Here is a 14,130-nt window from a genome sequence, read left to right as displayed (position 1 = left end):
TTATTTTCCTCCGCCTTGTAGTTGTTCTTGTTGTTGTTTCATCAAATTAATTACTTCAATCGTCAATGACTCTTCCAATTCTTTATTACCGAATTTAGTTGCTTCATTAAGTTGCGCTTTTTTTTCTGTAATGAGTTGTTTCAATGGTGTTTTATGCACAATTACATTGAGATAATCATCAACCGCGTCCATACTTACTTCATCGCTAGCTTCAATTTCTTCTAAATCAATCATTAGTCGTTGTAACTTATCATCTTCTAAATAATCAAAGAATTCATTAGCTGCATAAACATCATGTTTAGTGAAATAACTTTGCGCCAGTAAATATAATGTTTGAAATGACTCATGTGCAAAGTAAAAATTTTCTTTTCCTTTAACATAATACCAAACATCACGATCATGTAACATCAATCGTAATAACATTCGTTCAGCCCGTTTGGTTTGGTCCAAGATTTCAACATCATGTTGAATTATCGGTTGTTCTTCACGACGATAATACTCATTTTTAGATTGATGCTTTGGATTCTGAGCTTTAACTTGCCGTCTAACTTCTTGTAGTTGTCCTTGTAAAGTCTGTTTATCAAGATTAAATTGTTGTACTAATTGGTTAAGATAAACATCTTGTTCCAATGAATCCGGCACATTCGCAATTACTTTTAAAATTGAATGTAAATAACTTAACTGGTCAACTTCATTATCAACATTTAGATTACGTTTTAAAAACGTCATTTGAAAAGCTACTGGCGTTTGTTTAGCATTATCCAGCCATTCAGCTAGTTTATCTTCACCATATTCTTGCACATACTCATCTGGATCAATCCCAGCCGGCATACTAACCACACCTAATTTAATTTTTGAGCTTTGCTCACTAATTAATGATAAAGCACGATTAGTTGCATTTTGACCAGCATCATCCCCATCGTAACAAACATCAACGGCTGAAGTAACACGTTCCATCATGCTAATTTGTTCTTCCGTTAGACTGGTTCCCATGGAAGCTACTCCGCAAGTAACTCCTGCTCTAGTAGCGGCAATCACATCCATAAAGCCTTCAAACAAAATTAGTCGTTGTGACTGACGGACACTTTTTCTCGCAACATCAAAGTTAAACAAGGTTCGTCGTTTATTAAAGATTTCAGTTTCCGGACTATTTAAATACTTGGGCATATCAGTATTTTCAGTACTCAATAATCGTCCAGAAAAGGCAATGACTTTACTATTTTGATTCTTAATCGGGAACATCACACGACCTGAAAATCGATCATGTAATTTACCTGATTGATCTTCAGCAAACATCCCCGTTTGTCTTAAAAGCTGATATTCAACTTTCTTTTCTTCAAAAAACGGATACAGCAATCGCTGTTCAGGTGCAAACCCAATTCCAAATTGATCAATAATCTCATCAGTCATCCCACGTTCATGAAGATATTGGAGTGCTTGCTGCCCAGCTTGCGTATTTTTTAAAATATGATGATATAGATTAGCTGCTTGTTCATGTAAATCAGTTAACTGCCCAGATAATGAATTTTGCTGGCTTTCAATCACATATTCTTTTGATTGATATTCAGTTGGTAAATCAATATGCGCATCCTCAGCCACTTTAATGACAGCCTCTGGAAAAGAAATATTTTCGAGTTCCATAAAGAATCGAAAAACGTTACCCCCACGTCCACAACTAAAACAATGAAAAATTTGTTTTTCTTCATTAACTGAAAATGAACCAGTTTTTTCATCATGAAATGGGCATACCCCAAATAAATTCTTACCCGATTTCTTTAATTGAACGTACTGACCAATCACATCCGCAATATTAACGGAGCTACGAACTTGATCAATGACTTCCTCAGGAATTCTGGTTGCCATCCAAACCCCTCATTTCTACGTTAAGTTGCGAATAGCCGCGTTCACTCGAAACGCGACTAATAAACTACATAATTATTCAATATATATCTTAACGCAATTACAAAAATTGTCAATCAGAATGCGTTTGGCATACAGGTTTGTCAAGTTTCTCAAACTTATTTGACGATTAACTCATTCAAGTTACCAAGTTGTTCAGTTAACTTGGCAACTCTGGCTAATTGATTAAGTCGGTTGTTCTTAACTTGTTCATCTTTATCCATAATCATATTATCATCAAAATAAGCTTCAATCGTTGGTTGTAAACTTGCTAATTGTTGATAAACTTGCTCAATTGTATTGACTGCCGCATTCTCAATTACGGTAACTTGATCAAGTAATTGTTGCTCTGATGCAGCTTGAAATAATTTAGCATCGACAGCTAAATGATCTGGATTAATCTCATTTTTTTGTGCAATTCTCAAAACTCGAGTTAAAGCTTCAATCGAGTCTTTAAAGTTAGCATCATCTTTATGTGCATCCAAGACCGTTGCTGTCTCAATTACCTTAGCAATATCATTTTGCTTACCGGTAACAGCAGCTTCAATAATGTCATAACGATACTTTTTATTTTCTAAGGTTAAACGAATCCGATCCGAAATAAATGAATTTACATCAGCTGTAACTTTAGTCATATCAAAATTAGGGTTTACACCGGCTTCGGTCATTGACTTAACCAATTCTGTTTCAATATCTAATAATTCAAGATGCCATTGCTTTTCTTCAATAATTCGTACGATACCAAATGCTTGTCGTCTCAATGCATATGGATCATTTGATCCACTTGGAATCATACCGACAGAGAAGAAACTGAGCATACTTTCAAACTTATCAGCAATTGCTAAAACTGACCCAATTTTTGATTCAGGTAAACTTCCTTCAGCTGAAATTGGTAAATAATGTTCGCGAACTGCTTTAGCAACATCAGCAGTTTCACCTTGAAGTAAGGCATATTTTTCACCCATTACTCCTTGGAGTTCAGCAAATTCACCAACCATCCCCGTAGTTAAATCAAATTTATAAATTTGACTAGCACGTTTCAAATCAGTTTGTTCTGCATCAGTAAAGCTTAACTTATCACCTAAAATGGCTGCTAAAACTGTCACCCGTTGCATTTTTTCATACATAGAACCAATCTTATCATGGAACGTAACATTTTTAAGTCGTTCAACATATTCACTAATCGTAACTTGTTGATCTTCTTCATAAAAGAACTTAGCATCTTCTAATCGAGCAGTTAGCACTCGTTCATTTCCACGAGCAACGTTATCTAAATGAGCCGCATTTCCATTTCGAACTGAAATGAAATTAGGTAATAATTTGCCATCATGACTACGAACAAAAAAGAAACGTTGATGTTCTTTCATTGATGTAATCAGTACTTCATCAGGCAAAACTAAATATTGTTCATCAAATGCACCATTAAAGGCAGTTGGCCATTCAACTAAGTTATTAACTTCTTCAAGTAATGCTTCATCAACATCTACAAGCCAATCATGTTGCTTGGCAATTTGGGCAATCTGTTCACGAATTAAAGCCTTACGCTTAGCTTGATCAGCGATTACAAATTCCGCTTCTAATGCGGCTTCATAATCAGTTGCTGTTTTAAGTTCAAGTGACTTACCTAAGAAACGGTGTCCCATTGATTGATTGCCAGTTGTAATATCCAAAATTGAGAATGGAATTACTTGGTCATCTAGTAATGCTACCAACCATTTGATTGGGCGAACAAATTCAAACTTATGAGTTGACCACTTCATCATAGTTGGAAAATTCATTGCCATGATAACCTTATCTAAGCCGGTTAGAATATCGTTAACTGATTGACCAGCTACATGCTTTTCAACATAAACATATTCAACACCTTTAAGTTCTTTAAAAGTAATGTCATCAACGGTTACACCTTGTCCACGAGTAAACCCAATCGCAGCTTTTGACCAATTACCTTCATCATCTTGTGCAATCTTTTTAGCAGGTCCCTTAACTTCTTCATCAATATCTGGTTGCTTATCAGCTAAACCACTGATTAACAATGCCATCCGTCTTGGCGTTGCAAATTCTTTGATATCATCAAAATCAATTCGTGCTTCCTCTAAATATGAACTAACTCGCGTAGCTAATTGTTTGATACTAGGAGTTACAACATGAGCAGGCATTTCTTCAACGCCAATTTCTAATAAAAATGTATGTGACATGTTACTTAGCCTCCTCTTCATCAACTAATAGTGCTTGTCGTTTAGCTTCATCCTTAATTAATGGGAAGCCTAATTTTTTTCGTTCTGCCACAAAAGCTCGTGCAATCGCCCGTGCCATATTACGAATTCGTGCTAAATAACCAGCTCGCTCGGTTACTGAAACCGCACCACGAGCATCTAACAAGTTAAATGCGTGACTACATTTCAAGACATAATCATATGCTGGATGAACTAACCCTTGCTCGATTAATCGCGTGGCTTCTTTTTCATATTCTTCAAAAAACTTCAATAACATTTCTTGATTACTTTCTTCAAATGAATATTTTGAATGTTCATATTCAGGTTCTTTAAAGATGTCCCCGTATAATACACCATCGGCCCATTCAAGTTCATAAACATTATTCACGTCTTGAATATATTCAGATAGTCGTTCTAGACCATAAGTAACTTCAGAAGCGACTGGATCCATGGTTAAACCACCAACCACTTGGAAATAAGTAAATTGGGTAACTTCCATGCCATCAAGCCAAACTTCCCAACCAACACCAGCACAACCCATTGAAGGATTTTCCCAGTTATCTTCAACGAAGCGGATATCATGTTCCAACGGTTCAATTCCTAATTCACGTAAACTACCTAAATATAGTTCTTGAATATTATCAGGTGATGGCTTCATGATTACTTGAAATTGATGATGTTGATATAAGCGATTAGGATTATCACCATAACGACCATCGGCTGGACGTCTTGATGGTTCTACATATGCAGCATTCCAAGGCTCTGGTCCAATTGCTCGTAAAAAAGTATATGGACTCATAGTACCAGCACCTTTTTCCGTGTCATAGGCCTGCATTAACATGCATCCTTGATCTGCCCAATATTTTTGTAATTTTAAAATGATATCTTGTACTGCTAACTTATCTGTCATTTCATCAATCCCTTTCAGTTACTATAATTTAAACGCTTTTTTGAACAAATAAAAAACCTGTAAAGACTAATATATATAAATAGTCTTTACAGGGACGATTTTATTCGCGGTTCCACCCTGCTTTTTTGCATAATTGCAAAACAGCTTAGTTAAATCCAACTGATAAAGTGCCGAGAATGAACATTGCTGACTTTCACTACCTCAGCATCGCTTTTATTTGTCACTCATTAATCCTTCGTCATCATTGGTTATTCAATTAATTATAATGATAGTTTAATCATTCAGGCTTGTCAATATTGGTTCGTGGTTTCAAAGTTAGTTTATCACTCCAAGAATCCATTTCATCAATAAATTTTTTACTTTTTAGTTTCAAACCAACTGATTCGTCATAAATTTGATCAATCACAATCCGCAAGTTCTTCTTAGTTACATCACTTACATTAATATTATTAATTTGGTCCATTTTAATTACTGAAAATTGGCGTAAGAAAAAAATGGTTTTTTGATCTAAATGGAGTCGATGAAGATCCATCGAAAAATGTTGCTGACAGATTAGCCCGTTATACTTCATTGAATAATCAAAGGGTAAGTCATTACGACCACAAACAACACATTGTCGCCATTCAGGTTGAACTCCAAATGCTGATAATAGCTGAATCTCAATAATGTTAGCAATAATCTGCTCATCTGCACCTTCATCAATCAACGTTAATGCATTTGAGATGATTTCAAACCAATGACCCAGTGGCTGATTGTCTTGGTAGGCACTATCTAACAAAGCCAAAATGTAAGTCGCATAAGCATTCTTAAAAATATCTTGCGAAATCGTAAAGTATTGCTCTGCATCCAATACCGCATTAATAAAGCTCATACCAGTTTGATTCAATGATCCGGCATACCGTCCATGTGTATTAGGCAGTACTCCCGGACCAATTCGAGATCCTCGCTTTTTAGCATCTTTAACCATAAACATGGTTTTACCAATTTGATCAGTCAGAATTTTAACTAATAAATCACGCTCTTTATAATCACGGCGATACATAATAATTCCATTAAATTCTTGACTAGTAGCCACCTTATCAACACCTCTGATCAAATCCAGTTAGGAGCACAAACTTTTTAGTAGTCTTTTTTCTTATAACCAAATTCTTTTAGCATGGTTGGTTTATCACGCCATCCTTCAACTACTTTTACAAATAATTTAAGGTTAACTCGATCACCCATTAATGCTTCAATATCCTTACGGGCCCGAATACCGATATCTTTAATCATTTTTCCGCCCTTACCAATAATAATTCCCTTTTGGCCTGGTCGTTCAACAATAATAGTTGCTTGAATTTGAATTTTTTTATCATTCACACGTTCAATTTTTTCAATATCAATCGCCACTGAATGTGGAACTTCTTCTTCAGTTAATTCAAAGATTTTTTCCCGAATCAATTCAGCCACAACGAATCGTTCTGGATGATCACTCATTTGATCTTCTGGATAGTATTGGGGACCATTTGGTAATAACTTAGTTAATTCACCTAATAATTCATCCACATTGTTACCATTCAGTGCTGAAATTGGAATAACTTCCTTCCAATCGACTTGAGCGTCCTTATACTGATCAATCACTTGGAGTAATTTATCAGGATGAATTGCATCAACTTTATTAATAACCAAAAAGACTGGTTGCTTAACAGTTTTTAAGCGATCAATAATAAAATTATCACCAGCACCACGTTTTTCTTCGGCATTAACCAGGAATAATACCGCATCAACTTCATCTAAAGCTGACATGGCTGATTTTTCCATAAAATCACCTAATTGAGTTTGAGGCTTATGTACACCTGGGGTATCAATAAACACAATTTGTTCTTCTGGTGTTGTATAAATTCCTTGAATCTTATTCCGTGTTGTTTGTGCAACATCACTCATAATTGCAATTTTTTGTCCTAAAACTTGATTTAATAATGTTGATTTACCAACATTTGGGCGGCCAATAATTGCCACAAATCCTGATTTAAAATTAGGGTTATCCATATAATTCACACTTTCTTTTTGACGTTAGTTACCATTAAAATATTTTGGGAATAAAAATCAATGCACCGATAATGACAGCAAAAATAGCTGACATCAGTACGCTTCCCGCAGAAACATCTTTGATACGTTTAGCAATTGGATCATAGTTATTTTTAACAATTAAATCAGTCAGGGCTTCTGCAACCGTATTAGCAAATTCACTAATCATAACAAAGAAAATCGCTAAAATAATCCATAACCACTCTTGAATCCTAATTTTAAGCCAAATCCCTAAAAAAATTGCGATAATTCCTAATACTAAGTGAATTCGCATATTCCGTTCATGACGCAAAACAGACCATACGCCTGCACTTGCATGACGCATCGCCTGAATTAAACGGTTATTTTTAGTTGTTTGACGCTTATCTTTTGAGTCCATACGCATCTAAAATATCCCTCTGTAATGTAAACATTTCGTCTTCATCTTCTTGAGTTTGGTGGTCATAACCATTTAAATGTAAAAATCCATGAACAACTAAGAATCCTAATTCACGATTATCAGAATGGCCTAAAAATTTGGCCTGTTCTGCTACTTTATCAATTGAAACAAAAATATCACCAATATTTTCAGGAATTTCTGCTTCCATTTCATCGTTCAAAATAATTGGAAAATCATTATCCGTTGAATCTTCAATTGCAAAACTAATCACATCCGTTGCTCGGTCAACGCCACGATATTCTTTGTTAATTTCTTGAATTCGATCATTATTGACAAACGTAACGGACATTTCAGTATTATCACTTAACTTAATATACTCACCCGCATATTGCAAGATAGTTTCAACTAATTTAAGTTGATCATCGGTGACACCCAATTGTGTGGTTTGATTATATATTTCTAAATCCATTATTTTGCTCGCTTTTCTTCATCATCGCGGTCATATGCATTAACAATGCTGGCCACAACGGGGTGACGAACAACATCATCAGCATTAAAGTTAACGAATTCGATTCTTTTAATATTTTGCAGAATATGTTGGGCACTAATTAATCCGCTTCTTGCTCCATTTGGTAAATCAATTTGTGAGATATCACCATTAATTACCATTTTAGAACCAAAGCCAAGCCGCGTTAAAAACATCTTCATTTGTGCATTGGTCGTATTTTGGGCTTCATCTAAGATAACAAAAGCGCTATCTAAGGTTCGTCCACGCATATATGCTAACGGCGCAATTTCAATAACTTCACGATCCATTAACCGATTAGTATGTTCGGCTCCAAGAATTTGATATAAGGCATCATAGATTGGTCGTAAATATGGATCAACCTTTTCTTTTAAATCACCTGGTAAAAATCCCAGACTTTCACCCGCTTCAACTGCAGGCCTCGTTAAAATGATTTTTTCAACATCGCCTTTTTGTAAGGCAGCCACCGCAGTTGCAACTGCTAAGAAAGTTTTACCGGTTCCGGCTGGACCAATCCCAAATGTTACGTCGTGATCCTGCATCGCTTTAATATATTGGCGTTGTCCATAATTTTTAACGCGAATTGAACGGCCCTGACGATCTTTAATAATCACTTCATTATACAAATCAGTAAAATATTGCAAAGTCCCACGATCAGCCATCTTCATCGCACTAACGATGTCCGTACTACCAAGACGAATCCCATGACTGATTAATTCAGTTAACTTTTGCAAAATTTGTAACGTTTTTTCAACCGCAAACTCATCCCCAATGATTTTTAAATCTTCACCAAATGGGTTAATCGTTACCGACATTCCTTCTTCCAGTAACGATACAAATTTGTCTTGTGTTCCCAGTAATCCTATTTCTATCTCAGGATTACTAACGTGAAATGTTTTTTCATAACCTGCAGTTTTTTCAGCCAAACAAGCGTCTCCTTTAATTATGCAATCATCAACATAATACTATTGATAATTTTATTTTTTCGACTAACTTAAATTACTGAACTGATGTTATAGGATTATCTCCGACTCAGCTCCGTTAATATTAGCTAAAATATTAACATAAATTTGCTTACATCAACAGCTTTATGCTAAGAGATCTTTAACTGTTTGATTTACCAATTTACCATCAGCTTGGCCTTTAAGCTTTGGCATAACTGCACTCATAACTTTACCAAAATCGGCTTTACTTTCAGCTCCAACTGCTTTAACTGTATCAGCAATGATTTGCTTAACTTCTTCTTCAGTTAGTTGTGCTGGCATATACTTTTCTACAACTTCAATTTCCATCTTATTGTGAGAAACTAAATCTTCACGATCAGCTTTTTCAAATTCTGCTAGTGAGTCTTTACGTTGCTTTAATTCTCGTGATAAAACTGATAGTTCTTCTTCTTCGGTTAGATCATGGCCCACACTAATTTGCTCGTTCATAGCTGCTGCTTTAAGCATCCGAATTACACTCAAAGTATCTTTGTCTTTAGCTTTCATAGCGGTCTTCATATCTGCTGTTAGTGTTTCTAATAAACTCATGTTAAATTCCTCCAAATATTATTGATTACTTCTATTATAATTAATTTTATCCAAAAAGAAAATGCCCCTGTCCGAATGTAAAACATTCGACTCAGGAGCATCAACGACTAGAAACGTTTCTTGTTCTTACGTTTCCGTGCCGCTTCTGATTTCAACTTACGCTTAACACTTGGCTTTTCGTAAAATTCACGTTTACGATATTCTTGCAACGTACCATTTTTTGAAACTGTACGTTTGAAGCGTCGAAGAGCGTCATCAAGAGATTCATTCTTGCGAACGACTGTTTTTGCCATATGAATTCCCTCCCTCCGAGCTTAAGATTACACTGTAAACTGTTTATATCAGTTATACCGTCATAAATATTATACATAAATATAAAATGACAGTCAATAAGACTTTGCATTATATTGCAATTTTTTTTAATACATCGCAATTATTTAGCATTATTAACAATTTTGTCAATAAAATCGGCATCAAATTGGCCAGCTTTCAACATCGCGATTTCTTCCTTATAAGGTGCTACCTTATTTTTTTCATCAACCGGTACATATGGTGTTTCTAAAATCTTAGGTACACTTTCCAATTGTGGATGATTCGCAATTTGGTTTAACGCAGTAAACCCAATTTCGCCCATTCCAATATTAGCATGTCGATCTTTATGACTACCTTGTGGATTTTTAGAATCATTTAAATGTAAAACCTTCAAGCGATCAATACCAATCACATGATCAAATTCATTTAAAACTCCATCAAAATCATCTTTAATGTTATATCCAGCATCACTAGTATGACATGTATCAAAGGTTACTGAAACTCGATCATTGTATGTAATTCCATCAATCATTTTGGCAATTTGTTCAAAAGTAATTCCAACCTCGTTGCCTTTGCCAGCCATGGTTTCAATCGCAATTTGAGGTCCTTCATTAGACGTTAACACTTCATTAAGGCCTTTAATCAAAGAGGCAATTCCAGCTTCTTCTCCGGCACCAACATGTGATCCTGGATGCAATGTAATCTCCGTTGCACCCAAAGCTTGCGAACGACGAACTTCTTCAGTCAAAAATTCAACACCAAATGCAAACTTATCCGGTTTAGTTGGGTTAGCCAAATTAACAATATACGGTGCATGCACGACTAAGTTAGTTAGATGATGTGCTTTAATATATGCACTGCCCTGTTCAATATTTAACTCTTCCAGTGGCTTACGTCGTGTATTCTGAGGTGCGCCAGTGTAAAACATAAACGTTGAAGATCCATAACTAACCGCTTCTTCAGCAGATCCAAGCAACATATTAGGTGCTTTAAAGCCTACGTGAGATCCAATTAACATAATAAATTCCTCCACCTTTTGATTGATTAACTTTAAACTACTTCCATTTACAGTTCTGGTTCATAAAAGTGACCCATTACCTGTTTAATTTCAGTTACTGAGACGAAAGCTTTATCATCCGATTCTTCCATCGCTTCTTGTAATTCATACATTTCATATCGAGAAATAACTGTGATTAATAATGCTTTTTCATCATGTTTATACGCACCTTCTACATCATGAACAATTGTTATTCCACGACGTAAATGATTTTGAATACTATCAGTTACTGACTTTGGACGTCCAGTAACAATTAATATTTGTAATAACTGCTGACGAGTATATACCATATCCATTACACGCGCATTCACAACTAATCCAATCGCTGAATACAGCGCATATGGCCAACCAAAAACAAATCCGGCCGCAACCACAATTAAAAAATTAAACGCCATATTGAGCGTTCCCATTTTAGTTCCTGTTTTTTTACGTAAGGTCAAACCAATAATATCTAAACCACCAGTTGAGATTCCATATCTTAATGCTAACCCGGTTCCTAATCCATTAATTGCACCACCAAAAATGGCACAAATTAATGGATCGTGAGTCAATGGAATTGGGTGTAACAGGTTCATCATAATACTAGCTAACGCAACAGATATAAATGTAAACACGGTAAATTGCTTACCAATTTTGAACCACGCCAGTATAAACAATGGTACATTTAACACAAATAACATCAACGATGTACTTAACTGAAACGGACCATAACGTCCCGTCAAGGTATTAATTAATTGCGCTACTCCAGTTACTCCAGAAGAATAGATATTACCTGGCGTCCAAAAAAAATTAACCGCAATTGAAACTAATGTGGCATAAATTAAAGCCGTCCCTGCTCTCCCAAAATATTGATGCTTTTCAATTAATTTTTGAATATCTTCCATATGTAATTCGCCCCTCTAATAAACTAAGTATATCAAAAATCCGAACCTATTTTAGCAAATATGTAAATTTGGGCAAAAAAAAAGATCCTGAGAACAGAATCCACCAACGTCAACTATTAATCAGCCAAAAAAATTCTTCGCTAACTAAAATTGATTCCTCAAAAGATGATGCAAGATTAGCTATATGTGAAAGAATTAACATCTTTCCATTTGATACACATTTTCCCCAAAATGTGCCCCAAAACATCAAATCATATAAGCATAAAATCTCACTGATTATCAAGCAATAACATTTGATAACCCTTGTTTATAATTTAACCCCAATACCAACAAAACGCAATACAATAACGTTATTTGATAGTTCGTGTTTTTTAATCATTTTTCAAAATTTTCGGAATTCGTTAAATTTTTATATAATTTCAAGGGACATTGTGAATATAATTTTATCAATTGATATATTTTTAAGAAAGCTGCCCTAATAACACGTAAAACACTTTACTTAAGTAGATGTTTTCACAAAAAAAAGGCCATTATCACAAGATGTGATAATAGTCCTCATTTTTTCAATAATTGTTACTTATTCTTCAACATTTGGACTAATAAATAATCCTAAATCAGTTAATTGTTGATCAGAAACAAGCGATGGTGCCTTCGTCATTGGTTCAGTTGCTTTAGAATTCTTAGGGAAAGCAATTACGTCTCGAATATTTTGACGTTTAGCAAGTAACATTGCAAAACGATCTAATCCAATTGCTAAACCACCATGAGGTGGGAATCCCATATCAAGAGCCTTCAAAAGATAACCAAAGGCTTTTTCAGCTCGCTCTGGTGTAAATCCTAAGGCACGGAGCATTTTTTCTTGAATCTCACGTGTATGAATCCGAATTGATCCTCCACCAAGTTCATAACCGTTCAAGACGATATCGTAGCTTTGAGCGTGAGCCTTATGAGGATCTTCACCTTCATTTAAATAGTGAACATCTTCTTCATTAGGCATCGTAAATGGATGATGCGCTGAAATCCAACGTTTGATTCCTTCATCATATTCAAACAATGGCCAATCAACCACCCAGATAAAGGCAAACTTAGATTCATCAATCATTTCCATTTCAGAACCAATTGCATTACGTAAATAACCAAGTGTATCTGAAACAATCTTGAAGTTATCAGCAGCAAATAGAATTAAGTCGCCTTTTTTAGCGCCTAATGCTTCAGAGATTTCAGCTTCTTTAACTTTCAAGAACTTACCAACTGGTCCAGTAAATCCATCTTCAGTAATTTTAATCCAAGCCATACCCTTAGCACCAAAACGTTCGATGTATTGAGTCTTCTTGTCTAGGTCCTTACGTGAATACTTGTCAGCTCCACCAGGAACAACGATTGCTTTTACAAACCCACCATTTTCGATGGCATTATTAAAGACTTTAAAATCAATATCTTTAACGACGTCTGAGATATCTTGTAGTTCCATCTCAAAACGAATATCTGGTTTATCAGTACCAAAGCGATCCATTGATTCTTGCCAAGTTATTTCTGGAATTGAATCAATTTCAACATTAACAGCATCTTTCATTACTTTTTTCAAAAGACCTTCTGTTATTTCTTGAATTTCTGGAATTGTAAGGAAACTTGTTTCAACATCAATTTGTGTAAATTCAGGTTGACGATCACCACGTAAATCTTCGTCACGGAAGCAACGAGCAATTTGGTAGTAACGATCATATCCAGCACCCATCAATAATTGTTTAAACAATTGTGGTGATTGTGGTAATGCATAAAAGTGACCTGGGTACACACGTGATGGAACTAAATAATCACGTGCCCCTTCAGGAGATGAAGCTGCTAATTGTGGTGTTTCAATTTCGATAAAGTCATTATTATCAAAATAGCTATGTGTTGCACGAGAAATAGCAGCTCGAATCTTCAAGTTGTTTTGCATTTCTGGACGACGCAAATCTAAATAGCGATATTCAAGACGCAATTCATCTGATACATTGATGTCATCTTCAATATAAAATGGTGGATTCTTAGCTGCAGCCAAGAGCGTTGCATTGTGAATTTCAACTTCGACTTTACCAGTCTTCATCTTAGGATTAATTTCACGGTCAGCACGATTCTTAACGACCCCTTGAACTTCAACCACATATTCATTACGGAACTTATCGGCAACGGCCCAAGCATCAGCACCAAATTCTTGACTAAATACTAATTGGACAATTCCTTCACGATCACGTAAATCAATAAAAATTAATCCACCTAAATCACGACGCTTTTGGACCCAACCTTTTAATACGACTTCTTGGCCAACAAACGTTTCATTAACCAATCCTGCATAACTTGTTCTTTTCATA

13 protein-coding genes are annotated in these 14,130 nt (G+C 35.4%); all 13 read right to left on the bottom strand.

From position 1 onward, the window contains the following. The gene (dnaG, locus tag FC70_RS08230) at positions 1 to 1,863 is read right to left on the bottom strand and encodes a DNA primase (protein WP_057890515.1); all 1,863 of its coding nucleotides are present in this window, start codon (positions 1,861 to 1,863) and stop codon (positions 1 to 3) included. 155 nt (positions 1,864 to 2,018) lie between these two features. Beyond that, complete coding sequence (gene glyS / locus FC70_RS08225; protein WP_057890514.1) at positions 2,019 to 4,094, bottom strand: glycine--tRNA ligase subunit beta; 2,076 nt, start codon at positions 4,092 to 4,094, stop codon at positions 2,019 to 2,021. Position 4,095: 1 nt separating this feature from the next. Next, a complete protein-coding gene (gene glyQ / locus FC70_RS08220; RefSeq protein ID WP_057890513.1) occupies positions 4,096 to 5,022 on the bottom strand; it encodes a glycine--tRNA ligase subunit alpha in 927 nt (308 codons plus the stop codon). A gap of 277 nt (positions 5,023 to 5,299) precedes the next feature. After that, the gene (gene recO / locus FC70_RS08215) at positions 5,300 to 6,097 is read right to left on the bottom strand and encodes a DNA repair protein RecO (protein ID WP_083478688.1); all 798 of its coding nucleotides are present in this window, start codon (positions 6,095 to 6,097) and stop codon (positions 5,300 to 5,302) included. A 44-nt stretch (positions 6,098 to 6,141) separates the two neighbouring features. After that, positions 6,142 to 7,050 carry a GTPase Era gene (gene era, locus FC70_RS08210; protein ID WP_057890512.1) on the bottom strand — a complete coding sequence of 303 codons (909 nt, stop codon included), beginning with the start codon at positions 7,048 to 7,050 and terminating at the stop codon, positions 6,142 to 6,144. A gap of 34 nt (positions 7,051 to 7,084) precedes the next feature. Continuing rightward, entirely contained in the window at positions 7,085 to 7,468 is a 384-nt protein-coding gene (locus FC70_RS08205) for a diacylglycerol kinase family protein (protein ID WP_083478699.1), read from the bottom strand. Next, on the bottom strand, positions 7,452 to 7,937 hold the full coding sequence (ybeY, locus tag FC70_RS08200; RefSeq protein ID WP_057890510.1) for an rRNA maturation RNase YbeY: 486 nt from the start codon (positions 7,935 to 7,937) through the stop codon (positions 7,452 to 7,454). The genes FC70_RS08205 and ybeY overlap by 17 nt, the downstream gene beginning before the upstream one ends. Then, positions 7,937 to 8,920, bottom strand: coding sequence for a PhoH family protein (locus tag FC70_RS08195; RefSeq protein ID WP_057890509.1), 984 nt, complete (start codon positions 8,918 to 8,920; stop codon positions 7,937 to 7,939). Before FC70_RS08195 ends, ybeY begins: the two co-directional genes overlap by 1 nt. A gap of 162 nt (positions 8,921 to 9,082) precedes the next feature. After that, entirely contained in the window at positions 9,083 to 9,526 is a 444-nt protein-coding gene (locus FC70_RS08190; RefSeq protein ID WP_057890508.1) for a GatB/YqeY domain-containing protein, read from the bottom strand. A 107-nt stretch (positions 9,527 to 9,633) separates the two neighbouring features. Further along, positions 9,634 to 9,819, bottom strand: a complete 186-nt coding sequence (gene rpsU, locus FC70_RS08185) for a 30S ribosomal protein S21 (RefSeq protein WP_010622233.1) — start codon at positions 9,817 to 9,819, stop codon at positions 9,634 to 9,636. Positions 9,820 to 9,959: 140 nt separating this feature from the next. After that, positions 9,960 to 10,856 carry a deoxyribonuclease IV gene (locus tag FC70_RS08180; RefSeq protein ID WP_057890507.1) on the bottom strand — a complete coding sequence of 299 codons (897 nt, stop codon included), beginning with the start codon at positions 10,854 to 10,856 and terminating at the stop codon, positions 9,960 to 9,962. Between the two features lie 47 nt (positions 10,857 to 10,903). After that, complete coding sequence (locus FC70_RS08175; protein ID WP_057890506.1) at positions 10,904 to 11,779, bottom strand: YitT family protein; 876 nt, start codon at positions 11,777 to 11,779, stop codon at positions 10,904 to 10,906. Positions 11,780 to 12,356: 577 nt separating this feature from the next. Continuing rightward, the gene (aspS, locus tag FC70_RS08170) at positions 12,357 to 14,129 is read right to left on the bottom strand and encodes an aspartate--tRNA ligase (protein ID WP_057890505.1); all 1,773 of its coding nucleotides are present in this window, start codon (positions 14,127 to 14,129) and stop codon (positions 12,357 to 12,359) included. Between the last annotated feature and the right edge of the window lies 1 nt (position 14,130).

The sequence above is a fragment of the Paucilactobacillus oligofermentans DSM 15707 = LMG 22743 genome, assembly GCF_001434315.1.
In the GTDB taxonomy this organism is placed as follows: Bacteria; Bacillota; Bacilli; order Lactobacillales; family Lactobacillaceae; genus Paucilactobacillus; species Paucilactobacillus oligofermentans.
Note: the sequence above shows the minus strand (reverse complement) of the source record. Positions and strands in the feature narration are given on the sequence as shown.

Bases quoted from the DNA above. Each gene is read 5' to 3' on its own strand.
- dnaG (WP_057890515.1), bottom strand. From the start codon at position 1,863: ATGGCAACCAGAATTCCTGAGGAAGTCATTGATCAAGTTCGTAGCTCC.
- glyS (WP_057890514.1), bottom strand. From the start codon at position 4,094: ATGTCACATACATTTTTATTAGAAATTGGCGTTGAAGAAATGCCTGCT.
- glyQ (WP_057890513.1), bottom strand. From the start codon at position 5,022: ATGACAGATAAGTTAGCAGTACAAGATATCATTTTAAAATTACAAAAA.
- era (WP_057890512.1), bottom strand. From the start codon at position 7,050: ATGGATAACCCTAATTTTAAATCAGGATTTGTGGCAATTATTGGCCGC.
- FC70_RS08205 (WP_083478699.1), bottom strand. From the start codon at position 7,468: ATGGACTCAAAAGATAAGCGTCAAACAACTAAAAATAACCGTTTAATT.
- ybeY (WP_057890510.1), bottom strand. From the start codon at position 7,937: ATGGATTTAGAAATATATAATCAAACCACACAATTGGGTGTCACCGAT.
- FC70_RS08190 (WP_057890508.1), bottom strand. From the start codon at position 9,526: ATGAGTTTATTAGAAACACTAACAGCAGATATGAAGACCGCTATGAAA.
- rpsU (WP_010622233.1), bottom strand. From the start codon at position 9,819: ATGGCAAAAACAGTCGTTCGCAAGAATGAATCTCTTGATGACGCTCTT.
- FC70_RS08180 (WP_057890507.1), bottom strand. From the start codon at position 10,856: ATGTTAATTGGATCTCACGTAGGCTTTAAAGCACCTAATATGTTGCTT.
- FC70_RS08175 (WP_057890506.1), bottom strand. From the start codon at position 11,779: ATGGAAGATATTCAAAAATTAATTGAAAAGCATCAATATTTTGGGAGA.
- aspS (WP_057890505.1), bottom strand. From the start codon at position 14,129: ATGAAAAGAACAAGTTATGCAGGATTGGTTAATGAAACGTTTGTTGGC.